The 25,154-nt window shown below is 72.8% G+C and carries 23 protein-coding genes; 10 read left to right on the top strand and 13 right to left on the bottom strand.

What is annotated here, in order from left to right:
• Nucleotides 1-114 precede the first annotated feature (114 nt).
• From A4R25_RS24125 to A4R25_RS24100, 6 genes are all read right to left on the bottom strand, one after another.
• On the bottom strand, nucleotides 115-1,287 hold the full coding sequence (locus A4R25_RS24125) for a Gfo/Idh/MocA family protein (RefSeq protein ID WP_373888016.1): 1,173 nt from the start codon (nucleotides 1,285-1,287) through the stop codon (nucleotides 115-117).
• A gap of 53 nt (nucleotides 1,288-1,340) precedes the next feature.
• Entirely contained in the window at nucleotides 1,341-2,393 is a 1,053-nt protein-coding gene (locus A4R25_RS24120; RefSeq protein ID WP_043329088.1) for a substrate-binding domain-containing protein, read from the bottom strand.
• Nucleotides 2,394-2,486: 93 nt separating this feature from the next.
• Entirely contained in the window at nucleotides 2,487-3,575 is a 1,089-nt protein-coding gene (locus tag A4R25_RS24115) for an ABC transporter permease (RefSeq protein ID WP_064448163.1), read from the bottom strand.
• On the bottom strand, nucleotides 3,572-5,140 hold the full coding sequence (locus tag A4R25_RS24110; RefSeq protein ID WP_064448162.1) for a sugar ABC transporter ATP-binding protein: 1,569 nt from the start codon (nucleotides 5,138-5,140) through the stop codon (nucleotides 3,572-3,574). The genes A4R25_RS24115 and A4R25_RS24110 overlap by 4 nt, the downstream gene beginning before the upstream one ends.
• The gene (locus tag A4R25_RS24105; RefSeq protein WP_064448161.1) at nucleotides 5,137-6,315 is read right to left on the bottom strand and encodes an ROK family protein; all 1,179 of its coding nucleotides are present in this window, start codon (nucleotides 6,313-6,315) and stop codon (nucleotides 5,137-5,139) included. The genes A4R25_RS24110 and A4R25_RS24105 overlap by 4 nt, the downstream gene beginning before the upstream one ends.
• A gap of 211 nt (nucleotides 6,316-6,526) precedes the next feature.
• The gene (locus tag A4R25_RS24100; RefSeq protein ID WP_043329080.1) at nucleotides 6,527-7,543 is read right to left on the bottom strand and encodes a YihY/virulence factor BrkB family protein; all 1,017 of its coding nucleotides are present in this window, start codon (nucleotides 7,541-7,543) and stop codon (nucleotides 6,527-6,529) included.
• 898 nt (nucleotides 7,544-8,441) lie between these two features.
• On the opposite strand from A4R25_RS24100, the gene A4R25_RS24095 reads away from it, so the two are divergent.
• The 5 genes from A4R25_RS24095 to A4R25_RS24075 all read left to right on the top strand — a co-directional run bounded on the left by A4R25_RS24095 (nucleotide 8,442) and on the right by A4R25_RS24075 (nucleotide 15,462).
• Nucleotides 8,442-10,682 carry a TRAP transporter fused permease subunit gene (locus A4R25_RS24095; protein WP_064448160.1) on the top strand — a complete coding sequence of 747 codons (2,241 nt, stop codon included), beginning with the start codon at nucleotides 8,442-8,444 and terminating at the stop codon, nucleotides 10,680-10,682.
• On the top strand, nucleotides 10,658-11,677 hold the full coding sequence (locus A4R25_RS24090; protein WP_043329078.1) for a TAXI family TRAP transporter solute-binding subunit: 1,020 nt from the start codon (nucleotides 10,658-10,660) through the stop codon (nucleotides 11,675-11,677). Before A4R25_RS24095 ends, A4R25_RS24090 begins: the two co-directional genes overlap by 25 nt.
• A 64-nt stretch (nucleotides 11,678-11,741) precedes the next feature.
• Nucleotides 11,742-14,105, top strand: a complete 2,364-nt coding sequence (locus A4R25_RS24085) for a nitrate- and nitrite sensing domain-containing protein (RefSeq protein WP_064448159.1) — start codon at nucleotides 11,742-11,744, stop codon at nucleotides 14,103-14,105.
• Nucleotides 14,102-14,494, top strand: coding sequence for a roadblock/LC7 domain-containing protein (locus A4R25_RS24080; protein ID WP_030503989.1), 393 nt, complete (start codon nucleotides 14,102-14,104; stop codon nucleotides 14,492-14,494). Before A4R25_RS24085 ends, A4R25_RS24080 begins: the two co-directional genes overlap by 4 nt.
• Nucleotides 14,491-15,462: a TAXI family TRAP transporter solute-binding subunit gene (locus A4R25_RS24075; RefSeq protein WP_064448158.1), complete on the top strand. Its 972-nt coding sequence runs from the start codon at nucleotides 14,491-14,493 to the stop codon at nucleotides 15,460-15,462. Before A4R25_RS24080 ends, A4R25_RS24075 begins: the two co-directional genes overlap by 4 nt.
• Nucleotides 15,463-15,478: 16 nt before the next feature.
• Here the strand turns inward: A4R25_RS24075 and A4R25_RS24070 are convergent, their stop codons facing one another.
• The gene (locus tag A4R25_RS24070; RefSeq protein ID WP_064448157.1) at nucleotides 15,479-16,018 is read right to left on the bottom strand and encodes a GNAT family N-acetyltransferase; all 540 of its coding nucleotides are present in this window, start codon (nucleotides 16,016-16,018) and stop codon (nucleotides 15,479-15,481) included.
• Nucleotides 16,019-16,095: 77 nt separating this feature from the next.
• On the opposite strand from A4R25_RS24070, the gene A4R25_RS24065 reads away from it, so the two are divergent.
• From A4R25_RS24065 to A4R25_RS32120, 5 genes are all read left to right on the top strand, one after another.
• Complete coding sequence (locus tag A4R25_RS24065; protein ID WP_064448156.1) at nucleotides 16,096-17,019, top strand: ABC transporter ATP-binding protein; 924 nt, start codon at nucleotides 16,096-16,098, stop codon at nucleotides 17,017-17,019.
• Between the two features lie 46 nt (nucleotides 17,020-17,065).
• A complete protein-coding gene (locus tag A4R25_RS24060; RefSeq protein WP_064448155.1) occupies nucleotides 17,066-17,857 on the top strand; it encodes an ABC transporter permease in 792 nt (263 codons plus the stop codon).
• Nucleotides 17,854-18,405 carry a TetR/AcrR family transcriptional regulator gene (locus A4R25_RS24055; protein ID WP_064448154.1) on the top strand — a complete coding sequence of 184 codons (552 nt, stop codon included), beginning with the start codon at nucleotides 17,854-17,856 and terminating at the stop codon, nucleotides 18,403-18,405. The genes A4R25_RS24060 and A4R25_RS24055 overlap by 4 nt, the downstream gene beginning before the upstream one ends.
• 62 nt (nucleotides 18,406-18,467) lie before the next feature.
• Nucleotides 18,468-18,695, top strand: a complete 228-nt coding sequence (locus tag A4R25_RS24050; RefSeq protein WP_064448312.1) for a type II toxin-antitoxin system Phd/YefM family antitoxin — start codon at nucleotides 18,468-18,470, stop codon at nucleotides 18,693-18,695.
• Nucleotides 18,692-18,784, top strand: coding sequence for a type II toxin-antitoxin system VapC family toxin (locus A4R25_RS32120; RefSeq protein WP_166456724.1), 93 nt, complete (start codon nucleotides 18,692-18,694; stop codon nucleotides 18,782-18,784). Before A4R25_RS24050 ends, A4R25_RS32120 begins: the two co-directional genes overlap by 4 nt.
• Nucleotides 18,785-18,787: 3 nt before the next feature.
• Here the strand turns inward: A4R25_RS32120 and A4R25_RS24045 are convergent, their stop codons facing one another.
• The 6 genes from A4R25_RS24045 to A4R25_RS24020 form a co-directional block, all read right to left on the bottom strand.
• Nucleotides 18,788-19,330, bottom strand: a complete 543-nt coding sequence (locus tag A4R25_RS24045) for a hypothetical protein (protein WP_043329065.1) — start codon at nucleotides 19,328-19,330, stop codon at nucleotides 18,788-18,790.
• Nucleotides 19,330-21,228 carry a DNA primase gene (gene dnaG, locus A4R25_RS24040; RefSeq protein WP_043329063.1) on the bottom strand — a complete coding sequence of 633 codons (1,899 nt, stop codon included), beginning with the start codon at nucleotides 21,226-21,228 and terminating at the stop codon, nucleotides 19,330-19,332. Before dnaG ends, A4R25_RS24045 begins: the two co-directional genes overlap by 1 nt.
• Nucleotides 21,229-21,301: 73 nt before the next feature.
• Complete coding sequence (locus tag A4R25_RS24035; RefSeq protein ID WP_013287928.1) at nucleotides 21,302-21,547, bottom strand: helix-turn-helix transcriptional regulator; 246 nt, start codon at nucleotides 21,545-21,547, stop codon at nucleotides 21,302-21,304.
• Nucleotides 21,548-21,557: 10 nt separating this feature from the next.
• Nucleotides 21,558-22,409, bottom strand: a complete 852-nt coding sequence (locus A4R25_RS24030) for an ABC transporter permease (protein WP_043329061.1) — start codon at nucleotides 22,407-22,409, stop codon at nucleotides 21,558-21,560.
• The gene (locus A4R25_RS24025) at nucleotides 22,406-23,380 is read right to left on the bottom strand and encodes an ABC transporter ATP-binding protein (RefSeq protein ID WP_064448153.1); all 975 of its coding nucleotides are present in this window, start codon (nucleotides 23,378-23,380) and stop codon (nucleotides 22,406-22,408) included. The genes A4R25_RS24030 and A4R25_RS24025 overlap by 4 nt, the downstream gene beginning before the upstream one ends.
• A gap of 44 nt (nucleotides 23,381-23,424) precedes the next feature.
• A complete protein-coding gene (locus tag A4R25_RS24020) occupies nucleotides 23,425-25,059 on the bottom strand; it encodes a BCCT family transporter (RefSeq protein ID WP_064448152.1) in 1,635 nt (544 codons plus the stop codon).
• Between the last annotated feature and the right edge of the window lie 95 nt (nucleotides 25,060-25,154).

The following is a 25,154-nucleotide window of genomic DNA, read 5'->3' as shown; positions in this document are numbered from 1 at the left end:
GACACCGGCGGCACGCTCCCCGGAGCCGGCCTCGTCCCCGCCGCGGGGCGCAACCGCGGCGGGCCCTCGCCGGCCGGCGCCGGTGAGTGTCGGGCGGGCCTGGCCCGCCTCGGATCAGGCGGAAGCTTCGGCCAGCGCGGGCTCCACCTCCGTCCAGGCGGCCCGCTCGGCCGAGCGGGTCACCGCGTCGAGCACGAGCTGGACCTGCAGCGCGTCGGCGAACGACGGGGCCGGGTCGGCGCCGGTGGCGACCGCCTCGACGAAGTCGCGCGCCTGGTGGGTGAAGGAGTGCTCGTAGCCGATGATGTGGCCGGGCGGCCACCACGCACCCAGGTACGGATGGTCCGGCTCGGTCACCAGGATCCGGCTGAAGCCCTGCTCGGCGGCGGGCCGGGTGGCGTCCAGGAACTCCAGCTCGTTGAGGCGTTCCAGGTCGAACACGACGCTGCCACGCGAGCCGTTGATCTCGACGCGCAGGGCGTTCTTGCGGCCGGTGGCGAACCGGGTCGCCTCGTACGTGGCGAGCGCTCCCCCGTCGAGCCGGGCCACGAACACCGCCGCGTCGTCCACCGTCACCTGGCCCATGGCGCTGCCGTTACCGTCGGCCTGCGCGGCCAGGCCGCTCGACCCGGCGACGAGTGGCCGCTGGCGGACGAACGTCTCGGTCAGCGCGCTGACCCCGCTGACGAGCTGACCGGTGACGTACTGGGTCAGGTCGATGATGTGCGCGCCGATGTCACCGAGCGCGCCGGAGCCCGCCCTGTCCTTCTGCAACCGCCACACCAGCGGGAACTGCGGGTCGACGATCCAGTCCTGGAGGTAGACCGCCCGGACGTGCCGGATCTCGCCGATCCGCCCGTCGGCCACCAGCTGCCGCATCAGGGCGACAGCGGGCACCCGCCGGTAGTTGAAGCCGCACATCGCGCGTACCCCGGACTCGCGGGCCCGGGCCGCGGCCCCGGTCATCTCGCGGGCCTCGGCGACGCTGTTCGCCAGCGGCTTCTCGCACAGCACGTGCTTGCCCGCGGCGAGCGCGGCGAGCGCGATCTCGCGGTGGCTGTCCCCCGGCGTGCAGATGTCGACCACGTCGATCTCCTCGGACTCGACGAGCCGCCGCCAGTCGGTGGTGTAGCCGTCCCAGCCGAGCCGGTCGGCGGCCTCGGCCACCTTCGGCTCGTCCCGGCCGCAGACGAGCGCCATCCGTACCCGGGACGGCAGGTCGAACACCCGGTTCACGGTGCGCCACGCCTGGGAGTGCGCGGCGCCCATGAACGCGTAGCCGACCATGCCGACCCGCAGGATGCTGTCGTGACTGGACAAGGTGGGTCTCCCCCCGTGTGTCAGAACCCGAGCTTCAGGTAGTCGCTCGCGTTCTCCTTGGTGATCGTCTCGGAGGCGAGCACGATCTCCTTCGGTACCTGGAGTTCGACCAGGTCGGACATGCCCTTGCCCTGGCCGATCAGGCGGGCCAGGGAGATGGCCGAGGAGGCCATCGACGGGCTGTAGGTGACTGTGGCCTTGAGGACCGTGTTGTCGGCGGCGATGTCCTCCATGGCCTTCTTGGAGCCGGCGCCGCCGACCATGATGAATTCCTTGCGGTTGGCCTGGTTGACGGCCGCGAGCACGCCGATGCCCTGGTCGTCGTCGTGGTTCCAGACCGCGTCGATCTTCGGCAGTGCCTGGAACAGGCCGGTGGCGGCCTGCTGCCCGGAGTCGACTGTGAACTCGGCGGGGCGCCGGTTGGCGACCTTGAACCCGTACGAGGCGAGCGTGTCGGCGAACCCCTTGGACCGTTCCTGGGTCAGCTCAAGCGACTCGATGCCGGGGATCTCGCCGATCACCGGGTTGCTCACGCCCTTGGTCTTGAGCTGCTCGGCGATGTACGTGGCGGCGGCCACCCCCATGCCGTAGTTGTCGCCCTTGATCTGGCACCGGTAGGCGCGCGCGTCCGGGAAGGCCCGGTCCAGGTTCACCACCGGGATGCCGGCCTTCATCGCCTCCAGGCCGAACGCGTTGAGTTCCTTGCCGTCGTGCGGCAGCAGCACGATCACGTCGGGCTTCTGCGAGATCAACGTGGACAGCGCCGCCCGCTGGGCCGCCGCGTCCGCGCCGGCCTCGACCGACTTCAGCTCCACGTCCTGGTACGCCCCGGCCTGCGCCTTGGCGTTGTTCGTGATGGCGGCGATCCAGCCGTGGTCGGCGGCCGGGGCGGAGAAGCCGATGGTCACCTTCTTGCCCGGCTCGGTGTTGGCGCCGGAACCGGCCGCCTTGGTCTGTGCCTCGGTCGGGCTCTGCTCGTTGCTGGTGCAGCCGGCGAGCAGCACCCCGGCGGAGACCGCGGCCCCGCCGAAGAGCAGCCGGCGGCGGGACAGGTCATGGCGCGGTGTTCTCATGACGCCTCCTGGGATGAGGTGGTGGGGTGGTTTCGGGTGTGGCGGGCCGGACCGCAGTCGGTACGACGGCAGCCGGGGTGTGCGCGGGTGGGGTCAGGTGGTGGTGGCCCGGTTGCGGGCGAGGAACTGGGTGAGGCTGCCGAACTGCACCTGCTGGACCAGGACGGCGGCGACGATGATGCCGCCCTTGACCATGTTCTGGGCCTCGGCGGAGAGGTTGTTGATGGCGAACAGGTTGGTGATCGTGGAGAAGATGATCACCCCGAGCAGGGAGCCGATGATCGTGCCCCGCCCGCCGCTGAGCAGCGTGCCGCCGATGATCGCGGCGGCGATCGCGTCCAGCTCGTAGAGGTTGGCCATCGCCGCCTGTGCGGAGGTGGCCTGCGCGGTCAGCATGACCGCGGCGATGCCGCAGCACAGGCCGGACAGCGCGTAGAGGAGCACGGTGTGCCGGCGCACGTTGATGCCGGCGAGCCGGGCCGCCTCCGGGTTGCCGCCGACCGCCACCGTACGGCGGCCGAACGTGGTCCGGTTCAACAGCACCCAGCCGGCCGCCACCACCGCCACCAGGATGTAGACCAGCAGCGGGATGCCGAGCACGTTCGTGCTGGCGATGCCGTTGATGAACGTGTTGCCCGACACCTGGGTCTGCTTGTCGGAGATCTCCGCCGCCAGCCCTCGGGCGGCGACGAGCATCGCCAGCGTGGCGATGAACGGCACCAGCCGCCCGTACGACACGAGCAGCCCGTTCACCACGCCGACGGCGAGCCCGACGGTCAGCGCGGTGAAGATCATGCCGCCCGCGCCGTAGCTCTGCGTGGCGACAGTGGTGCACCAGACCCCGGCCAGCGCGACGATCGCGCCGACCGACAGGTCGATGCCGCCGCCGATGATCACGAAGGTCATGCCGACGGTGACCACGCCGACCACCGAGGCGAGCTTGAGAATGGTGAGCGTGTTGCCCCACACCCAGTTCGGGTCGCCGTAGAGGTCGGGGCGGGTCAGGATGCCGATGACCACCAGCACGACGAGCGTGGCGAGCAGGCCGAGGTTGCGCTTGACGCCCTCCCCGCCGTCGCCGCGCCACCAGGAGAGCTTCGCCGGCGCGTCGACCTTGGCGGTCTCCGCCCGCTCCACCGGCGGCGACTGCGCGGGCAGGGCGGATTCTCTGACATCGCTCATGCCGGTGCGCCTTCCATGAGGGACCCCGCCATGACGAGGTCGAGCACGGTGTTCTCGTCCAGTTCGCCGGCCGGCGCCTCGCGGACCACCCGGCCCTCCCGCATCACCAGCACCCGGTCGGCCAGGCCCAGCACCTCGGGCACCTCGCTGGAGACCAGCAGCACCCCGACGCCCCGGGCGGCCAGATCGCGGATCACCTGGTAAAGCTCGGCGCGGGCGCCCACGTCCACGCCCCGGGTCGGCTCGTCGAGCAGCAGCAGCCGGGTGTCACCGAGCAGCCACCGGCCGACCACCACCTTCTGCTGGTTGCCGCCGGACAGCGTGCGCACCGGCCGCCGTACGTCGCGGGGCCGCAGCTCCAGCGACTCGGCGATCCGGTCCGCCTCGGCGCGTTCCCGCCCGGCGTCGGTGAACCCGAGGCGGGCGTACCTGCCGAACGTGGCGAGCGTGACGTTGCGGTAGATCGGTTCACCGAGCAGCAGCGCCTGGCTCTTGCGCTCCTCCGGCGCCATGCCCATCCCGGCCCGTACCGCCGCGCCCACACTGCCGGGACGCAGCGTCCGGCCGTTCACCCGGACCGTCCCGGCGTGCGCCCGGCGCGCGCCGAAGACGGTCTCCAGCAGCTCCGACCGGCCCGAGCCGACCAGCCCGGCGATGCCGACGATCTCTCCCGCCCGGACCCGGAGCGAGACGTCGGCGAACTCGCCGGGCCGGGTCAGCCCGTCCACCCGCAGCAGCTCCGCGCCACCCACGTGGTCGGCCGGGCGCTGCGGGAAGACGTACTCGATGGTCCGGCCCGTCATCCGGGCGACCAGGTCGCGGGTCGGCGTCTCGCGGGCCGGCAGGCTCGCCGCGGTGGTCCGGCCGTCCTTGAGTACGGTGACCCGGTCGCCGATCTCGCGGATCTCCTCCAGCCGGTGCGAGATGTAGATGACAGCGATGCCCTGCGCGGTGAGTTCCCGGATGATCCGGAACAGGTTCGCCACCTCGTCGTGGGCCAGCACCGCGCTCGGCTCGTCCATGATGATCAGCCGGGCCTCGTGGGAGAGCGCCCGCGCCATGCTGACGATCTGCTTGCCGGCGGCGGGCAGGTGCCGCACCAGCCGCCCCGGCGGGATCTCCGGGTGGCCGAGCCGGGCCAGGATCTGCCGGGTACGCCGGGCCATGTGCCCCCGCCGGACGAAGCCGAACCGGCGCGGCTCGTGGCCGAGGAACGCGTTCTCCGCCACCGACAGGTCGTCGACCAGATCGAGTTCCTGGTAGATCGTGGCGATGCCGGCGCGCATGGCGGCCTGCGGGTTGGCGAACGACGCCGGCTCGCCCCGCCACACGACCTCGCCGGAGTCCGGCCGATGCACCCCGGCCAGCACCTTGATCAGCGTGGACTTGCCGGCGCCGTTCTGCCCCAGCAGGCAGTGCACCTCGCCGGCGCGTACCTCCAGTTGCACGCCGTCGAGCGCGCGTACCCCCGGGAACGTCTTGACGACGTCGGTGAGGCGCAGGACCACCTCGCCCGCGACGGCGTCCGCGGGCGCCTCGACCAGTGGTTTCCCGGTGTCGCTCATGCTGCTTCTCCGAACGCGAGGTCGCTGGCGAGCACGGCGGCGCCGGCGACGCCGGCGCGCGGGCCCAGTTCGGACAGGACGACCGGCAGGTTGCCGGTGGCCAGCGGCAGCGAACGGCGGTAGACCACGCTGCGGATCTCGGCGAGCAGGATGTGGCCGAGCTGGGCCAGTCCGCCGCCGATCACGATCATCGACGGGTTGGTGAAGCTGACCAGCCCGGCCAGTACGCTGCCGACCCGCCGGCCGCCGTCCCGGATGAGCTGGATGCAGGAGACGTCCCCCTCGATCGCCCCCTGCGCCACGTCCAGCGCGCTCACCACACCCCGGACGGCGAACCGCTCGGCCAGCGCCGGGGAGACCTCGGTGCGGGCCGCGACAGTCGCCTCGCGGGCCAGCGCGGCGCCGCTGAACACCGCCTCCAGACAGCCGACGTTGCCGCAGGAACACATCGGGCCGTTCGGGTCGACCTGGATGTGGCCGATGTCCCCGGCGCAGCCGTCGGTGCCCCGGTAGACCTCGCCGTGCAGGTAGATGCCACAGCCGATGCCGGTGCCGATCTTGATGAACAGGAAGTCGTCGACCGAGTGGGCCACGCCGCCGTGCCGCTCCCCGATCGCCATGATGTTGACGTCGTTGTCCACCACCGCCGGGCAGCCGTGCTCCCGGGTCAGCAGCTCGCGGACCGGGAACCGGTCCCACCCCGGCATGATCGGCGGGGAGACCGGCACGCCGTCGCGGAAGCTCACCGGCCCCGGTACGCCGATGCCGACCGCGTCGAGCCGCTCGTACGCGCCGTCCACCTTGGCCTTGTGCAGCAGCTCGTTGACGCGCTGGAGCGTCACCTTCGGGCCGGAGCGGATGTCGGCGGTCTCGGTGTAGGCGGCCACCGGCTCCAGCCGGCCGTTGACCACCTCCACGTCGATCGAGCTGGCGCCCAGGTCGACGGCGGCGAACCGCAGGTGCGGGCTCAGCTCGACCAGGGTGGAGCGCCGCCCGCCCCGGGAGGCGGCCAGCCCGGCCTCGGCCACGTACCCGAGGGAGACGAGCCGTTCCAGCTCGGCGAGCAGGCGCGGGCGGGGCATCTGGAGGCGGTCGCCGAGTTCGGCGCGGGACACCGCGCCCTCGTCCCGGAGCAGCCGCAGGAGCCGTACGTGCAGGGGGTCGACCGTCCGCACCGGCAGTCACCTCCGCATCGGAAGTCCGTCACATCGACCGTGGCGATGTGTGTTGTGTCCGACACAGTAGGAGCCTTCCGGGTCGCATGTCCATAGCTTCGGCACGCCTGATGCAAACTTTTGTCCATACGAACAAAAGAGGTGCCGGGCCAGAAAAACGCGCCGCCCCGCCCGGGCGCATCCGGGCGGGGCGGCGAGGTGCGGTCAGCGGTCAGTGGTGGGAGGAGGCATTGCCCTTCTTGCGCAGCTTGCGGTCGTCGCGCAACTCCACGTAGGGCTCCTCGTCGGCCGGGTGGCCGGCCGCGATGGCCCGGCTGCGCTCCAGCTCGGCGTCGAACTCCGCGCCGAGCAGGATGGCCACGTTGCTCAGCCAGAGCCAGACCAGGAAGATGATCACGCCGGCCACCGCGCCGTACGTCTTGTTGTACGAGCCGAAGTTGCTGACGTAGAGCGCGAAGAGGCCGGACACCACGAGCCAGAGCACCACCGCGAGCACGCCGCCGGGGCTGACCCAGCGGAAGCCGCCGTGCCGGGCGTTCGGCGAGGCCCAGTAGAGGATCGCGAACATCAGGCTCACCAGCACCAGCAACACCGGCCACTTGGCGATGTTCCACACCGTGACGGCGGTCGAGCCGAGCCCGATCGCGTTTCCGGCCTGCTCGGCCAGGCCGCCGGTGAACACCACGATCACGGCGCTGATCAGCAGCATCACGCCGATCACCGCGGTCACGCCGAGGCGTACCGGCAGCGTCTTCCAGATCGGCCGCCCCTCCGGCACGTCGTAGATGCTGTTCGAGGCGCGCATGAACGCGGCGATGTAGCCGGAGGCGGACCAGAAGGCCGCGACCAGACCGATGACGGCCGCGATGCTGGCCAGCCCGCCGGACTGGCCGGCCTGGTCGATCGCGCTCTCGATGATCTTGCGGATGTTCTCCTCCGGCACCGCCTGGCCGACGGTGTCCCGGACCCCCTCCGTGGCCCGGTCACCGAGCAGGCCGAGCAGCGAGATCAGCACCAGCACGCCGGGGAAGATGGAGAGCACGCCGTAGTAGGTGAGCGCGGCGGCCCAGTCGGTCAGGCTGTCGTCCTGGAACTCCCGGACGGTCCGCTTGAGCGTCGCCATCCAGCCCGTCGCGGTCAGGTCGGTCGGGCTGTCCGGACCGTCGTCCGGGCCCACCGGCTCCGTGCGGTCGCGCCCGTCACGGGCGGGAGCCTCGTCGGCGGCCATGGCACCTCCTCGTCGTCGCGTCGTCAGACGACATGCCCTGACGACGGCGGCCATAACCACCACCCGCGAAAACGGCAGACCCGCCCGACGCCCCTGCCCCCGAGGCGGCCACTCACGCCCATCGCGGCCGTCCGCGTTTCCCGCCGCCTCGCTCTGCATCCATCGGCGCACACGGTTACGCAGCGTGTCTGCCGCGCGGGTGGCTGCAGAGCAAAGCCCGCCGGCGCCGCACCCCGTCACGACAGCGCGACGCACTCGACCGGAGATCTCGGCGCCCGCCGCCCGGAGCGGACAACAACTCGCCCAAGATCTCGACAACCGTCACGACGAGTGGAACGTCATGGGTGCCAAACGGGGGCGGAGACACCCATGGCGTTCCACCCGTCCGATCCGCCGGCGGCGGGCGCGCGGTGGAATCGGCGGCGGCACCCGGCACAGCCACCGTGCCGCAGTGGCGGCGTCGTCATGACGAAGGAGCCCGCGACCTCGGCGGAATGAATTCGATCATGGGCCTTCCGGGCACCGGAGCACGTACTGCCGACGCCGGTCGGCGCCGGCACCGCCGAGGGCCGACAGGGCCTGCGACAGCAGTCGGTCGCGCTGCACTATCCGTAACCGCCACCGGCTCCCGTGACTCGCCATTCATCGTTGGAAAGGCGCCCGGTCGACCACCGGAAGGCATTGCCGAAGTCCTTGATCGCGCAATTACGAAAGAGATTCAAGAAGCGTCCGCCGGAGCGCGTCACCCCAATTACCGTCACTCATTGCAATCACGTTAAGCAATGTTCCCAACGCGCGCGCAATTCGCGTATCGTGCCCCCTCGTGCCGCCCGTTCGCCCCTCCGACGCGACTCCCCCGAAACCCCGGCCGCCGTCCGGCGGACGACCGGGGTCCGATGTGGACGCCGAGGTGGTGCCGCTCCCGCCGGACCAGGGCGTCGTCGCCGGTCCGGAGTGGTCCGACGACGGGCCGGGCGAGACGCACCACCACAGCCGGGCCGTGCCGCACCACACCGAGGACCACACTCCGGCCGAGACGCACGACGCCCCGGATCAGGCCCAGCAGGACGCCCGGGAACTGGCCGCCCGGTTCGAGGAGGAGAAGCCGGGACGGGTCCTCGCCGGCGGAGTCGGCTTCCTGTTCACCGGCGTCACCGTCGCGGTCGGGCTGCTGACGCTCTGGCAGGTGTTCTTCCCGCTGGCCCAGGGCAGCAAGTACTACCTCATCTTCTTCCTCGCCGGCGTCCTGCCGATGGTGTTCCTCGCGTACCCCTCGGGGGTGCGGCTGCGACGCACCAAGGCCGACGCGGTCGACGTGGACGACCGGCGCGGACCGACGCCCGTGGACTGGCTGCTGGCGCTCGCGGCGCTCGTGGTCTGCCTCTACCCGGTGCTGCCGGTCGCCGTCGGTGCGGGCGGCGGCGGGTACGACGCCTTCCTGGACCGGCAGGGCCTGCTGGATCCGCTGGACGTGGCGTTCGGCACCGGGCTCCTGCTCCTGCTGTTGGAGGCGTGCCGGCGTACCACCGGGTGGATCCTGCCGGCGGTCTGCGTGCTGTTCCTCGGGTACGGCTACTACGGCGGGCTGCTGCCGCAGTCCTGGCCGGTGGCGCACGCGGGGCTCGACTTCGCGCAGCTGGTCGACGCGTTCTACAACTCCGACAGCGGCTTCTACGGCACGCCGCTGGACGTCGCCGCCTCCTACATCGTGCTGTTCACCATCTACGGCGCGGTGCTCGACCTGTCCGGCGCGGGCCGGTTCTTCGTGGAGCTGTCCGCCGCCGCGTTCCGCCGCTCCCGTACCGCCGCCGGGCGCACCGCCGTCGCCTCGGGTTTCCTGCTCGGCACGGTCTCCGGCTCCGGCGCCGCCACCACCGTCAGCATCGGCGCGGTGACCTGGCCGATCCTGCGCCGCGCCGGCTACCCGGCCGAGCGCGCGGGCGGCATGCTGGCCGCCGCCGGTGTCGGGGCGATCCTGTCCCCGCCCACGCTCGGCGCGGCGGCGTTCATCATCGCCGAGTACCTGGGCGTGTCCTACCTGCAGGTGCTCGGCTGGGCCACGGTGCCCACGATCCTCTACTACCTGGGCATCCTGTTCTCGGTCGAGATCGACGCGCGGCGTTCCGGGGTCCGTCCGGTGGTCATCGACAGCGGCTCGGCCTGGCGGCTGCTGGCCCGTTTCGGCTACCACTTCCTCTCGCTCCTCGTGATCATCGTGGTGCTGGCGCTCGGCGCGTCGGCGATGCGGGCGGTGGTCGTCGCCACCGTGATCGCGGCGGCGCTGTCCTTCCTGGACCGGCGGCACCGCCTCACGCCGGCCCGGCTGGTGGCGGCGCTGCGCGACGGCGTACGCGGGGTGCTCGCGGTGAGCGCCGTGTGCGCCGCGGCCGGCATCATCACCGCCACCACCACGAAGACCGGGCTCGGGCCGCAGGCCGCCTCGCTGCTGATCAGCGGCGCGCAGGCGGTCAGCTCGGAGCCCGCCGTGGTGCTGGCGCTGACCGCGGTGCTCGCCGCCGTCGCGCTCAGCCTGCTGGGCCTCGCCGTGCCGGTCACCGCGTCCTTCGTCATCGGCTGGGTGATCATCGGCCCGGCGCTGCTGAACCTGGGTGTCGAGGCGCCCGCCGCGGCCATGTTCGTCTTCTACTTCGCGGTGCTGTCCGAGGTCTCGCCGCCGACCGCGCTCGCCGCGGTCGCCGCCGCCGCGGTCACCGGCGGCCGCCTGGTGCCGACCATGTGGCAGACCCTGCGGTACGCGCTGCCGGCGTACCTGATCCCGCTGGCCTTCGTGATCACGCCGACCGGCCTCGGACTGCTCGGCATCGGCGGGCCCGGGCGGATCGTGACGGCCGGCCTGGTCTCCGCGCTCGGCGTGGCGGTGCTGGCGGTCGCGGCCGGCGGCTGGCTGCCGGGCGTGGGCCCGGCCGGCGCGCCGGAGCGGATCCTCGGCGCGATCGCCGGGCTGGTCCTGCTCTGGCTGGAACCGCTGCCCATGGCGATCGGCGCGGCGCTCGCCGCGCTCACGGTCGCGGGCGTGTACGTCCGACGTGGCGCCGCCGGGCACCCCGGCCGCCCGGCGGTCGAAGAATCCGTGGATCTTGGGGAGGAGAGAGAGTGGGACGGATCGACGCGAGGATAGTGGCGGGTGTCGGGGCGCTTGTCCTGGTCGCCGCCGGTGCCGCCGGCTGCGGGGGCCGTCAGGACGGCGCGGCGAAGGACGACGCCGCCCGCGAGGTCAGCTGCAAGGTCACCAAGGACACCCGGGTCGGTATCGCCACCGGCAACGCCACCGGCGTCTACTACGTGGTCGGCAACGCGCTCGCCGGTGAGCTGAGCAAGACCACCGACGGCAAGCTCACCGGGACGGCCGCCGAGACCGGCGCCTCGGTGCAGAACGTCGAACAGCTCGTCGCCGGCCAGTACGACGTGGCGTTCTCCCTGTTCGACACCGCTGTCAACGCGGTGCAGGGCAAGGGGAGCTTCACCGCGCCGCAGCCGGTCAAGGCGCTGGCCCGGATCTACGACAACTACACCCAGGTGGTCGTACGGGCCGACGCGGGCATCACGTCGGTGGCCGACATGAAGGGCAAGAAGATCTCCACCGGCTCACCGAAGTCCGGCACAGAGGTCATCGCCAACCGGCTGCTCACCGCCGCCGGGCTGGACCCGGCGAAGGACGTCCAGGCGCAGCGGCTGGACCTCACCAAGACCGTCGACGGCATGAAGGACGGCAGCATCGACGGCTTCTTCTGGTCCGGCGGCGTACCGACCGGCGGCGTCACCGACCTGTTCACCACGTCCGGCGACAAGGTGAAGTTCGTCGACATCACTCCGCTGCTGCCGAAGATGGCCGAGCTGAACCCGGCGTACCAGGCGGGCACCATCGGCAAGGACATCTACCGGACCCCGGCCGACGTGCCCACCATCGTGGTGCCGAACGTGCTGCTGGTGCGGGACAACCTCGACGCCGACGTGGCCTGCGCGATCACCCGGACGGTGTTCGAGTCCAAGGACGCCCTGGCCCAGGCGAACCCGGCGGCGAAGGGCATCGAGCTGGGCAACGCCCGCAAGACCGACCCGGTGCCGCTGCACCGCGGCGCGGAGCGGGCACTGAGCGACCTCGGCGCGAGCTGACCTGAACGGGCCGGGTCCGGACGCGCGTCCGGGCCCGGCCCGCCCGACCCGACCGGAGACCACCGTGCCGCTGCCCCACCCGGCTCGCGTACGCCGGCACCACCGCTCCGCGGACCGCACCGGACGCCTGCGCTCGGTCCGCGTCCAACTGCTGGCCCCGATCCTGGTCGCCACGGCCGGGCTGGTCGTGCTGGGGGCGGCGCAGACCAACGCCGCGCTGGACGCGTCCGCCGACGCCGACCGGGCGCGCGTGCTGGCCGGCACCGCCACCGCGACCGTACGTCTGGTGCACGAGCTGGAACGCGAACTGGGCGAGACGGCCGCGTTGCGCCAGCGCGGCGGTACGTCCGGCCGCCCGCTCGTGGACGCGCAGCGCCGCCGGGTCGACACGGCCGTGGAGCGCTACCGCTCGGCGCAGGGTGACGCGCGCCGGGCCGCCCCGGACCTGGCGGGGGTGCTGGACGACGCGCGCGGGCGCTTGGAGCAACTCGCGCCGACCCGGGACCTGGCGCTGGCCGGTGATCGCGGCGACCCGGCGTACGTGTCGCTCGTGGAGTCGCTGCTCGCGGTCGCGGACGCGCTGCCCAGTCAACTCCGGGACGCCGACCTGGCCAACCAGGCCCGTGAGGTGGCCTCGGTGGCCGCCCAGGAGCACCTGTCCGCGCTGGAGCGCGACCTGCTGCGGGCGGTGTTCGTCAGAGGCGGACTGGAACGCGGCGAGCTGGCCCGGCTGGGCCGGCTGCGGGGCGCCCGGGAGCAGCGGCAGGCCGAGTTCCTGCGGATCGCCTCCGCCCCGGCGAACGCTGCCTGGTACCGGCTGGTCGACGGCGCCGACGTGACCACGGCCCGGCGGATGCGCGACGCGATGCTCGACACCGACGGCGCGCCGGACGCGCTGAAGACCGACGGCGACGCCTGGTACGTGGCGCAGAGCGGCGCGATCCGCCGGTACAACCTGCTCGGCCGGGATCTGTCCGACGGGCTGGACCGGGACGCGGCCGACCTGGCCGCCGCGGCCCGGCTGCGCGCGGTGCTGACCGCCGGGGCGACGAGCACCGTCGCGCTCGGCTCGCTCGTCACCGCCGTGCTGCTGGCGGTACGGACCAGCCGCCGGTTGCGCCGGCTGCGGGTGGCCGCGCTGACCATGGCGAACCGGGAGCTGCCGGAGCGGATCACCGCGATCGCGGCGGGCGAACGGGCGCCCGCGGAGGGTCCGGCGACCCGGATGACGGACGGGATCCGGCGCGGTCGGGACGAGGTGGCGCAGGTCGCCGAGGCGTTCGACACGGTGAACCGGGCCGCGCTGCGGCTCGCCGGGCAGCAGGCGGAGTTGCGGCTGGACGTGACCCGGATGGCGGAGGCGCTGGCCCGGCGCATCCGGACGCTGATCACCCGGCAGTTGCGGCTGCTCGACGACTTCGAACGCGAGGAGACCGATCCGGACGCGCTGGCCCGGCTCTTCGCGCTGGACCACCTGGCCGCCCGGCTGCGGCGCAACGGGGAGAACCTGCTGGTCCTCGCCGGTGGCGAGCCGGGCCGGGGGCACGAGGGCGCGTTGCTGCTGGACGACGTGGCACGGGCGGCGGCCTCCGAGATCGAGGACTATCCGCGGGTGGAGATCGACGTGCCGACCGCGGCGGTGCACGGCGCTGCGGCCGGCAACCTGGTGCATCTGCTGGCCGAGTTGCTGGAGAACGCCACCGTCTACTCGCCGCCGGAGGCCCGGGTGCTGGTGGACGGCCGGCGCACCGTCGACGGGCTGGTGCTGCGCGTGCACGACCAGGGCATCGGCATCAGCGAGAGCCGGCTGGCCGAGATCAACGAACGGCTCGCCGCGCCGGCCACCCTGTCCAGCGCCGCCGCCGGCAGCATGGGCCTGCACGTGGTGGCCCACCTGGCCGCCCGGCACGGGATCCGGGTGCAGTTGCACAACCCCGGCACCGGCACGGTGGCGCAGGTGGACGTACCGGAGTCGGTGCTGACCCGGGTCGAGTCGGTGGCGTCCCGGCCGCCGGCCGAGCGGCGCCCGCACGGGCGCGGCGCGCCGTGGTTCAAGAACGCGCCCGTCCTGCGGCCGCAGGGCGGTTCCCGCGACCTGGTCACCAGCGCCCCGACGGCCGGCGGGCCGGCGCGCGGCGTGGCCACGGTCCGGGCGCCGGGCGGCGCGCTGCTGGCGCCGAGCGCGGCGCGGATCCGGCCGGTGAGCGTGCCACCGGCGCCGGTGTCGACCACCGCCGCCGGGCTGCCCCGGCGGCCGGTGGGCGGGCATCTGCCGGGACCGATGCCCGCCGTCACCGCGCCGCCGCCCGCGACCGACCTGCTCGACCCCGAAGTGGTACGCGCCCGGCTGTCCGCCCTCGCCGAGGGGGTGGCCAGCGCGACGCGCCGTGCCCCGAACACCACACCACCCAACGGGAGAAGACCATGAATCCACCCGCTTCCACCGGGCTCGACTGGCTGCTGGCGAACTTCGCCGAGCAGGTGCCGGACGTCTCGCACGCGCTCGCGGTCTCCGAGGACGGACTGCGGCTGGCGTCCTCGCCGGATCTCTCCCCGGACCAGGTCGACCAGCTCTCAGCGGTGATCAGCGGCTTGGCGAGCCTTACCGTGGGCGCGGCCCGGCTGATGTCCGCCGGCCGGGTACGCCAGCAGATCGTCGACATGGACGGCGGTGTGATGCTGGTGATGGCGGTCGGGGAACGGGCGCTGCTCGGCGTGCTGGCCGCGCCCGGCTGCGACCTGGGCCAGATCGGTTACGAGACGGCGACGCTGGTGCAGCGGGTGGCGGAGGCGCTGGAACCGGCGGTCCGCCGGTGAGCGGCCGCCCGGCGCGGCTGGTGGCGGCGCTGCTGGCGACGGTGCTGGTGGCCGGTTGCGGCGCCGAGGACACCACTGGGCAGGCGTGGCACGGCGGGCGGATCTTCCTGGCCACCGGCAACACCACAGGCGTCTACTACCAGCTCGGCGGCGGGTACGCCGATCTGATCACCCGGCACGTGCCCGGGTACGAGGCGCGCGCGGAGCCGACCGGCGCGTCGGTGGAGAACATCACCCGGGTGGCCGGCGGCGACATGGAGATCGCGTTCAGCCTGGCCGACACGGCGGCGGACGCGGTCGACGGCCGCGGGGCGTTCGACAAGCAACCGCAGCCGGTACGTGCGCTGGCCCGCGTCTACAGCAACTACACGCACGTGATCGTCCGCAGCGACGGCAAGATCAACAGCTTCGCCGACCTGCGCGGCAAGCGCGTCTCGACCGGTTCGCCGAAGTCCGGGACCGACATCATCGCCGGGCGTCTGCTCACCGCCGGCGGCATCGACCCGAACGCCGGCATCCAGCGGCTCAACCTGTCGTTGCCGGAGACGGTCAAGCGGATGCGGGCGAACACGCTGGACGCCATGTTCTTCTCCGGCGGCCTGCCCACGCCCGGCGTGAAGGACCTGCTCTCCTCCGCGCCCGGGAAGTTCCGGCTGCTGCCGCTGAACGACCTGATCGAGCCGTTGAGCGCCCGGTTCGGCGGCGTCTACACCACCGCCACGCTGCCGAAGGAGGTCTACGGCACGGCCGAGCCGACGCCCACCATCACGGTGGCGAACGTGATCCTGGTGGCGGCGGACATGCCGGAGCAGCTCGCGTACGACCTGACCCGGGTGCTCTTCACCTGGCAGGGCGATCTGATCCAGGTGCATCCGGAGGCGGCGAACTTCAACCGGGCCAGCGCGGCCGCGACCGGCCCGATCCCGCTGCACCCGGGCGCGGCCCGGTTCTACCGCGACGGCGGCTGAGCGCGGCGCGGCCCCGCTACGGCGTCCAGTCGCGCCGCAGCAGACCGTAGAGCGCCATGTCGGCGAAGCCGTCGCCGTCGTACTCGCGGTCGCGCTGGGTGCCCTCGTGGACGAAGCCGCACCGCTCGGCGGTACGCCGCATCGCCGTGTTGCCGGCCAGCGTCTCGATCTCCAGGCGCCGCAGGTTGCGGTTGCGGAAGCCGTACCGGCAGAGCAGCCGGATCACCTCGGTGCCGTAGCCCTGGCCGCGCGCCTCGGGCAGCAGCGTGATGCCGAGGTGGGCGTACCCGTTGAAGGTGTTGATCCCCCACAGCACGCCGGTGCCGAGGAACGTGCCGTCGGCGACGGTCTCGGCCAGCAGTGACACCGGAGCGCCGGCTTCCGGCTGCTCGGCGGCGCGCTTCTCCAGCCGGGCCCGGACCTGCCCGACGTGGTGCGGCAGGAACGGCTCGTCGTCGGTGATCAGATGCAGCTCCGGGTCGCTGTGCAGGCGGAACAGGTCCGGCGCGTCGTCGGGGGTGGGCGGGCGCAGCCGTACGCGCTCGGTGGCGAACATGCCGCGACGCTAGCGGCGGCAGGGCAGGTCGACAACCGGATTTGGCCACCCTACCGACCGGTCGGTAGGGTGGCGGCATGACCCCGCTCGTCCTCGCCTCCGCCCTGACCAAGACCTACGGGACACGCGACGCCCTGCGCGCGCTCGACCTCGCCGTCGCGCCGGGCAGCCGGTTCGTCGTGCTCGGCCACAACGGCGCCGGCAAGTCCACGCTGCTGGAGATCATCGCCACCCTGCGCACCCCGACCTCGGGCTCGGTGCGCGTCGGCGGCTTCGACACCGTGACCCAGGCGCGGGACGCACGGCGGCTGATCGGCCTGGCGCCGCAGTCCAACGCGCTGGACCCCCTCGCCACCCCGGCGGAGGTGCTCGACTTCCACGGCGTGGCGCTCGGGCTCGGCCGCCGGCAGCGGGCCCGCCGCACGCGGGAACTCGTCGACCTGTTCGGGCTGGGCGAGCACCGCTCGTCCCGGGTGGCCAAGCTCTCCGGCGGCACCCGCCGCAAGCTGGACCTGGCGGTGGCGCTCGTCGCCGAGCCGGCGGTGGTGATCCTGGACGAGCCGACCACCGGCCTGGACCCGCTCGCACGCATCGACTTCTGGACCGAGCTGACCCGCCTCAACCACAGCGGCACCTCGCTGCTCATCTCGACCCAGGACCTGCACGAGGCCGACGTGCTGGCCACGGAGATCGCCGTGCTACGGGACGGCCGGGTGGTCGCCCAGGGCCCACCGGCGTCGCTCAAGGGGCGCGTCGGCGCCCGAACGCTCACGCTCGACCTGTCCGACGCCGCCGCCGCGACCGCGCTCGTCGCCGCGTCCGAAGCCGGGTTCCGCGCCGACCCCGACCACCCGGACCGGGTACGCCTCAGCGTCCCCGACGACCCCCGCGCGCTGACCGCTGCCCTGCACGAAGCCGGCGCGATCGCCGCCGACATCACCCGGCTCCATCTCACCGAGCCCTCCCTCGACGACGTCTTCGTCGCCCTCGCCGCCCGCTGAGGCGCGCTGAGGCGCGCCCCCACCGCACCCCGAAAGGCCCGACACCGTGCTCCCGCTCGCGCTCACCCCGCCCCGCCGCTCTTCGGCCCCGGTCGTCCTCGCGGCGATCAGACGCTCGACCCGGGCCGTGCTCCGTACCCCGGCGCTGCTCGTGGCCCCGGTCGCCCAGTCCCTGTTCTTCCTGCTCGTCTACGCCGGGCAGCTCGACGCCGTGGGCAGCACCTATCTGGGCGGGACGAGCTTCATCGCGTTCCTGCTGCCGCTGATCCTGCTCACCGGCGTCGCCACCGGCGCGGGCGCGGCCGGCACGCTCGTGCTGGGCGACATCACCAGCGGATACCTGGACCGCCTCCGGCTCGCCCACGGGACCACGACGCCGTTCCTCGTCGGCCCGGTCGTCGCCGCGCTGCTCGCTGTCATACTCCAGATGGTGGTGACCGTCGCCGGGGCCGTCGCGATCGGCTACCGGCCGGCGAGCTGGTCCGGCGTCGCCGGAATGCTCCTGCTGATGCTCGCGCTCGGACTCGGCGTCGCGCTGCTGAGCACGGCGCTCGCCATCCGGTCGGGCTCGGCGTCCACCACCAACCTGGTCACGCTCGTCGTGTTCGGCCTGTCGTTCTTCACCGGCGTGTTCGCGCCGGTCGACGAACTCGCCGGCTGGATGCGGGTGATCGCCACGGTCAACCCGCTCACCTATATCGTCGACACCGCCCGGCAGCTCGGCGGCGGCACGCCGCTCGCCGCGGCCCCGATCGGCGTCGCGGCGCTCGCCGCCCTCACCGTCGCCGGAACCGCCGCCTGCGCCCTCGCCCTCCACCACGCCAGGAAGAACCGATGAGCGACACCCGCACCCAGATCATGGACGCCTTCGCCGAACAGCTCGCCGCGACCGGCTACCAGGGCATCTCCCTGGTCGGCGTGGGACGCAGCGTCGGCATCCAGAAGCCGTCCATCTACCACCACTTCCCGGGCGGCAAGGAGGACCTCTACATCGCGGTGGCGGAGCGGTACATCCGGGACGTCGGCGGCAGGATCTCGGCGGCGCTGGCCGGCCCCGGCGACGTGCCGCACCGGCTGCACGCGCTCGCCACCGTCGCCGCCGGGCAGCACGGCGACGCGATCACGTTCGAACAGCGCATCTACGACACGCTGCCGCTCGTCTCCGCCGAGACCAGCGAGCACGTCTCGGGCCTCTACGTCGCCCTGATGCTGGCCCCGGTCACCCGGTTCTTCGCCGACGCCCGCGCCGAGGGCGCGGTCACCGGCGAACCGGAGTTCCTGATGAACGCGTTCCTGCACCTGGCCCGTGCGGCCGACCTCACCGACGAGACCGGCCCCGCCCGGGTCGTCGCGCTCTTCCTCGACGGCGCCCGCCCACGTGCCTAAACTAAGAACTTAGCTAACCGAGGAGGGCGCGCGCCACGTCGGCTGAGGCTGTGCACTACAACATGCATGATGCCAAGACCCACCTGTCGCGCATCATCGAGCGGGTGGAACGCGGCGAAGAGATCATCATCGACCGGGCGGGCACCCCCGTGGCGAAGGTCGTACCGCTGGTGCGCCGGACCGACCGCACGGCGATCGGCTCCCTCGCGGGGCAGGTGGACCTCTCGGGTGACTGGGATTCGCCACAGACCAACGCCGAGATCGCCGCCGACTTCGGGATCGGCGCATGACCCTGCTGCTGGACACCCACGTCGCGCTCTGGGCCATCACCGGCGACGCCTCCATCCCGCTCTACGAGGTCGACGTCCTCAAGGTGTAGACCTCAGACGTCGGCGGGGGTGGTGGCGGCCCGCGCCGCCGCGACCAGCCGGGCGGTCTCGGCGGCCACGTCCTCGTCGTCGGTGGGCGTCCCCGGGTCGTAGCGGACCGTCCAGGTCAGCCCGTCGACGCCGGGCACCCGCCGGGCGGCGATCCGCCCGGAGCCGCCGGGCATCTCGTGGTGCGAGGTGTACGCCACCGAGCCGGTGACCCGGTCCCGGACCTGGTGCGGCAGGTCACCCGGGTCGACGAGCAGGTACGTCTCGGGCAGGCCGTCCGCCACCACCAGGTAGCCGTCGCGCTCGGCCACCGGCTCGGCCGGGGTGACAGTCAGCTCGCGGCCGGACCAGACCGCCTTGAGGATGTCGTGCCAGCCAAGGCGCTCCACCCGGCCGGGCAGCCAGAGGCCACGGTTGCTGGCGACCAGCACGCCGTCGTTGCCGCCCTCGCCGGTCCCGGCGGCGGCCCAGGCGAGCACCCGCTCGTCGGCGGCCAGCGGCGGCCGGTCGGCGGACGGCAGTTTCGGCCGGCGGTTGAACAGTCCCATCACAATCCTCCGGCGGCCTGCTCGCGCAGTGCCCGTGCGTGCTGTTCCAGCGACAGCAGTTCCCCGAACAGGGCGAAGTACTCGTCCTTGTTGCTCACCGGGTTGACCCGCTGGATCTTCGACTTGAGGTCACGGATGCGGCCGGTGACCGAACTCCACTGGAGCCGGGCCATGGTGATCGAGACGTACCTCGGGTCCGGCTCGCCGTCGATGCGCAGCGGCTCCACCGCCAGCTCGCCGATGAGCGCCTGCCCGGCCAGGTCGTCGCAGGCGTCGCGGACCCGTTCGATCCAGACCGCGCCGCCGGTGGCAGTGGACGCGCCGCCGGCCGCCGCCACGGCGGCGCGTACCGCGACGTGCACCGGGTGCTGGTAGTCGGTCACCTCGACCGCGTCGAACATCGGACCGGCCAGCACCGGCTCCTGCAACGCCAGCTTGAGCGCCTCCCGCTCCACCATGGAACGCGGACTGTCCACAGCGGGCGTGGCCCGGCCGGGGCGGGCCGGGGCGGCGGGCGCGGCGCCGCCGGCCTGCGGCCCGTGTGCCGCGTTGAGCACCGCGCGCTGCACCGGCTCGATCTCCATGCCGAGGTCGCCGGCGAGCTTGCGCACGTACTCCGGGCGCTTCTCCCGGTCCTTGATTTTCGCCACGAGCGGCGCGGCGCGGCGCATGGCCTCGACCCGGCCGTCGACGGTGTCCAGGTCGAACCGGCTGATCACGTGCCGGAGCGCGAAGTCGACCAGCGGCTCGCGGCGGGCCACCAGGTCGCGCACGGCCAGGTCGCCCTTTGCCAGGCGCAGCTCGCACGGGTCCATGTTGTCGGGGCTGACCGCGATGAAGGTACGACCGACGAAGCGCTGGTCGTCCTCGAACGCGCGCAACGCGGCCTTCTGCCCGGCGGCGTCACCGTCGAAGGTGAAGATGATCTCGCCGGCCCGTTCGTCGCTGTCGAACAGCACCCGGCGCAGCACCGAGATGTGGTCGCCGCCGAACGCCGTGCCGCAGGTCGCCACCGCCGTCGGCACGTCGGCGAGGTGACAGGCCATCACGTCGGTGTAGCCCTCGACCACCACCACCTTGCCCTGCTTGGCGATCTCCCGCTTGGCCTGGTCGATGCCGTAGAGCACGTGCGACTTCTTGTAGATCGGCGTCTCGGGGGTGTTCAGGTATTTCGGGCCGTCGTCGTCGTCGAACAGCTTGCGGGCGCCGAAGCCGATCACGTCACCGGTGATGTCCCGGATCGGCCACATCAGGCGGCGGCGGAACCTGTCGATCAGCGAACCGGAGCGGGCCGGGCGGGACAGCCCGGCGGTGACCAGCTCGTCGTGGGTGAAGCCCTGCTGGCGCAGGTGCTTGGTGAGCAGGTCCCACCCGTCGGGGGCGAAGCCGCAGCCGTACCGCTCGGCGGCGGACCGGTCGAAGCCGCGCCCGGCGAGGAACTCGCGGGCCGGGCGCGCGCCAGCGGTGGTGAGCTGGGACCGGTAGAAGTCGACGGCGGCGGCGTGCGCCGCCACCAGGCGCTGCCGCTGCCCCTGCTGCGGGCGGGGACGCGGCGCGGACCTGTCGTCCTCGACGTAGCGCAACTGGATGCCGGCGCGGGCGGCCAGCCGCTCGACGGACTCGACGAAGCTGAGGTGCTCGGCGTCCATCAGGAACTTGATCGCGTCGCCGCCGACCCCGCAGCCGAAGCAGTAGAACACGTTGCGGGCGGGCGAGACGTTGAACGACGGGCTCTTCTCGTCGTGGAACGGGCAGAGCCCCTTGAGGTTGCCGCCACCGGCCGACTTGAGCGTCACCACCTCGGAGATGACGTCCGCGATGGCGGTGCGCTCGCGGACCAGCGCGATGTCCTCGTCCCGGATCCGCCCCGCCATGACCGCCACCCCCTCGGCGTACATCCTGCCCTGCCGGACCGACGATCCGGCGGCCGGGGGGACGGGCGTGTGGCCGACCACGCCCGTCCCCGCCGGCTCAGGCCGAGCGGGCCGCCGCGGGGTCGCCGATACGCGGGAACGGCTCGATGGAGAAGACCACCTCGACCGGCACCTCGAAGTACGCGGCGATGCGCAGCGCCAGGTGCAGGCTGGGCCGGAACTCGCCGCGCTCCAGGTAACCGACGGTCTGGTAGTGCACACCGAGCGCGTCGGCGAGCTGCCGCCGGGAGATGCCCCGTTCGGCGCGCAGCACCGCGATCCGGTTGTGCACGGTCTCGCTCATCGACGCCCTCTCATCCGACCCGCTGCATGGCCCGCTCCCGCCGGGCCGCGACCCGCGAGCCGGACTCCCGGCGGGCCATCCGGCGCAGCACCACCGGGGCCAGCACGAGCCCGAGCACCGCCCAGGCGCCGAGCACGCCGACCGTCTCCAGGTGCCGCCAGGAGCCGCCGAGTTCGACTGCTGCCAGGTCGCCGGGGAGCAGCGCCGAGCGCATGCCCAAGCCTAGCCAGTAGAGCGGGAACACCTGGGCGACGCCCTGCAGCCAGCCGGGCAGGCCGTTGATCGGATAGAAGATGCCGGACAGCGCGATCAGGCCGAAGATCGGCATCACCACCAGGCCCATGTTGCGCGGGTTCTCGATCAGCGAGCCGATCACCGCGCCCAGCGGCAGCGTCGCCACCAGCCCGAGCGGCACCACCCAGGCCAGCGTGAGCCAGGCGCCCGGGTCGCCGAGCCGCAGCCCGTCCAGGAAGAACAGCCCGGGCGTGAGCTGGATGACCACGCCGATCAGCGCGACCGCCGAGACCAGCACGATCTTGCCGACCAGGTAGCCGAGCATGCCGTCCGGGATTGCCTTGGCGCGCAGCAGCGTGCCGTCCTCCCGGTCGATGACGAGCTGGTTGGCCAGCCCGAGCAGGCCGCCGAAGAGCAGGCCCATCCCGAGCGCGCTGGGCAGCGTACGGGCGCCGAGCGAGAAGTCGGTGCCCGGCACCGTCGAGCCGCGCATCCAGAACACCGCGATCAGCAGCACCACGGTGGGGAAGAAGTAGGTCCAGAGATCCTGGCCGTTTGTGAACGTCGCGCGCAGCTCGATCACGCCGCGCCGCAGCCCGGCCCGTAGCGCGTTGGTGGTCGGGTTCATCGGTCCGCCTCCTGCTGCCACACCCGCTCGGCCCGGCCGGTACGGATGCCGGTCTCCTCCTCGTGCACCAGCGCCAGGTACGCGTCCTCCAGGCTGGCCCGGCGCACCTCCAGCTCGCCTATCCGGTCGCCGTGCTCGCGGAGCAGGTCGCGCAGGAACGCGGTGGCGTCGGCGGTGGCGTGCACGTACCGCTCGCCGTCGCGGGTCCAGCGCACCTCGGCGTCCCCCGCGACGCGCCGGGCGAGCTGGTCGGGCGACCCCTCGGCGATGATCCGGCCGCCGGCCAGGATGAGGATGCGGTCGGCCAGCTTCTCCGCCTCGGCCAGGTCGTGCGTGGTCAGCACGATCGTGGTCTCGTCCAGGTCGGCCAGGCGGTGCACCAGTTCGTGGAACTCGCGCCGGGCGGCCGGGTCGAAGCCGACAGTGGGCTCGTCCAGGAACAGCAGCTCCGGGCGGCCGACGATGCCGACAGCCACGTCCAGCCGGCGGCGCTGACCGCCGGAGAGCCGCGACACCCGGCTGCCGGCGTGCGCGGTCAGGCCCACCGTCTCCAGCAGCTCGTCGACCGGCCACGGGCGCGGGATCCGGTCGGTGCCGTACGGCGCGTAGAAGTCGCCGAGGTGGGCGAGCAGCTCCCGTACCCGCCACTTGCCGTGGTCGCGCCAGGACTGGAGCACCACGCCCAGCCGCGCGCGCCACCGCTCGTCGCCGCGGGCCGGGTCGCTGCCGAGCACGCGCACCGTGCCGGCCGAGGGCAGCCGGAAGCCTTCGAGGATCTCGATGGTGGTGGTCTTGCCGGCGCCGTTGGGCCCGAGCAGCGCCACCACCTCGCCCCGCCGGGCGGTCAGGTCGACGCCGTGCAGCACGTCGACGGCGCCGTAGCGCATACGCAGATCCCGCACGTCGAGGACGAGATCCTCGTCGGGCGGTCGGGGGGACGCGACGGCCCCAGGAAGTTCGACCGCAGTCATGCCTCGAAATGTAGCACCTATGCTACAAGGCGAGGTACCCCCACTCAGCAGCGCCGACTGTGGAACCAGCGGGTGACGGGGGCCGGCTCCTCCTCCTCGTACGACCGGGCCGCGTTCACCGCGGCGGCCAGGCCGGAGCGTCGGGGCCGGGGCCCGGCGCGCAGCACCGGATCGGCGGCCATCTCCCGGAGCACCGCGACGGCCAGGCCCAGCATCACCACGACGAACGGCAACGCGACCAGGATGGTCGCCTGTTGCAGCGCGGCCAGGCCGCCGGCCAGCAGCAACGCCGCCGCGACCGCGCCGATCAGCACGCCCCAGAGCACCACCACCCCGCGGTGCGGCCGCAGCGCGCCGCGCGAGCTGAGCGAGCCGAGCACCAGCGACGCCGAATCCGCGCTGGTGACGAAGTAGAGCGCGATCAGCACCATGGCGAGCACGCTCGTCAGCGTGGCCAGCGGCAGCGCGTCGAGCAGCCCGAACAGCGCCTGCTCGGACCCGGCTTCCACGTCGGCCACCAGGTCCCGGGTGCCGGTGGTCTGCGTACGCAGGGCGGTCCCGCCCATCACCGCGAACCAGACGGTGCTCGCGCCGCTGGGTATCAGCAGCACCCCGATCAGGAACTGGCGGACCGTACGGCCGCGTGAGATGCGGGCGATGAACGTGCCCACGAACGGCGCCCAGGAGATCCACCACGCCCAGTAGAAGATGGTCCACGAGCCCAGCCAGGCCGGATCGGAGAACGCCCCGGTACGCGTCGACATGCGCACCAGGCCGCTCAGGTAGTCACCGACCGAGGCCGGCAACACCTCCAGCGTGTAGACGGTCGGACCGACCACGAACACGAACAGCATCAGTACGACGGCGATCAGCACGTTCGTGGTGGACAGCCACTTGACGCCCCGGTGCAGTCCGGAGAAGGCGGAGACGACGAAGGCGAGCGTGAGCGCGCCGATGATCGTCAGCTCGACGGCCCGGCCGTCCGGCACGCCGGCCACCAGGTCGAGGCCGGCCGCCACCTGGAGCGCGCCCAGCCCGAGACTGGTCGCGGAGCCGAACACGGTGGCGAAGACGGCGAGCAGGTCGATCGCGCGGCCGAGCGGGCCGTCGGTCCGGTCGCCGAGCAGCGGCGTGAACGCGGACGAGATGCGGTTGCCCCGCCCCTTGCGGAACGTCGAGTACGCCAGGGCCAGCGCCGCGATCGCGTAGATGCCCCACGGATGCAGCGTCCAGTGGAAGAGCGTGTACTGCATGGCGGTCGCGGCGGCGGCCCCGGTCTGCGGCGCGACGCCGGAGGCGGGAGGCGGCGTCGCGTAGTGCTGGATCGGTTCGGCCACGGCGAAGAACACCAGGCCGATTCCCATGCCGGCGCTGAACATCATGGCGACCCAGGCCAGCGTGTCGAACTCCGGCTCGTCGTCGTCGGCGCCCAGCCGGATCCGGCCGAACCGGGAGGCGGCCACGACGACCGCCAGCACCAGGAAGGCGTCCGCCGCGAGCACGAAGAACCAGCCGAACGTGCTCACGGTCCAACTCAGCCCGGCCGCGCCGAACGACGCCAGGGAACCACGCGCGAACACGCCCCAGGCCACCACGGCCAGCACCCCGGCCACGCCGACCCCGAGCACCACCCGGTCGGCCGGCTGCGTCCCGGCCCGCTCCCCCACGTCTTCCCCCATGACCCCATCCTGGGCAGCGCAGCCGCCCGGGTAGGACGAAACGCCCACTCCGCCTCCGTCGATCACGGAGTTGTGGCGCCCAGGATGCCCGCTTC

It is taken from the genome of Micromonospora sp. NBRC 110037 (assembly GCF_001652995.1).
Taxonomy (GTDB): Bacteria; Actinomycetota; Actinomycetes; order Mycobacteriales; family Micromonosporaceae; genus Micromonospora; species Micromonospora chalcea.
This window is presented reverse-complemented; position numbering and strand designations above follow the sequence as displayed.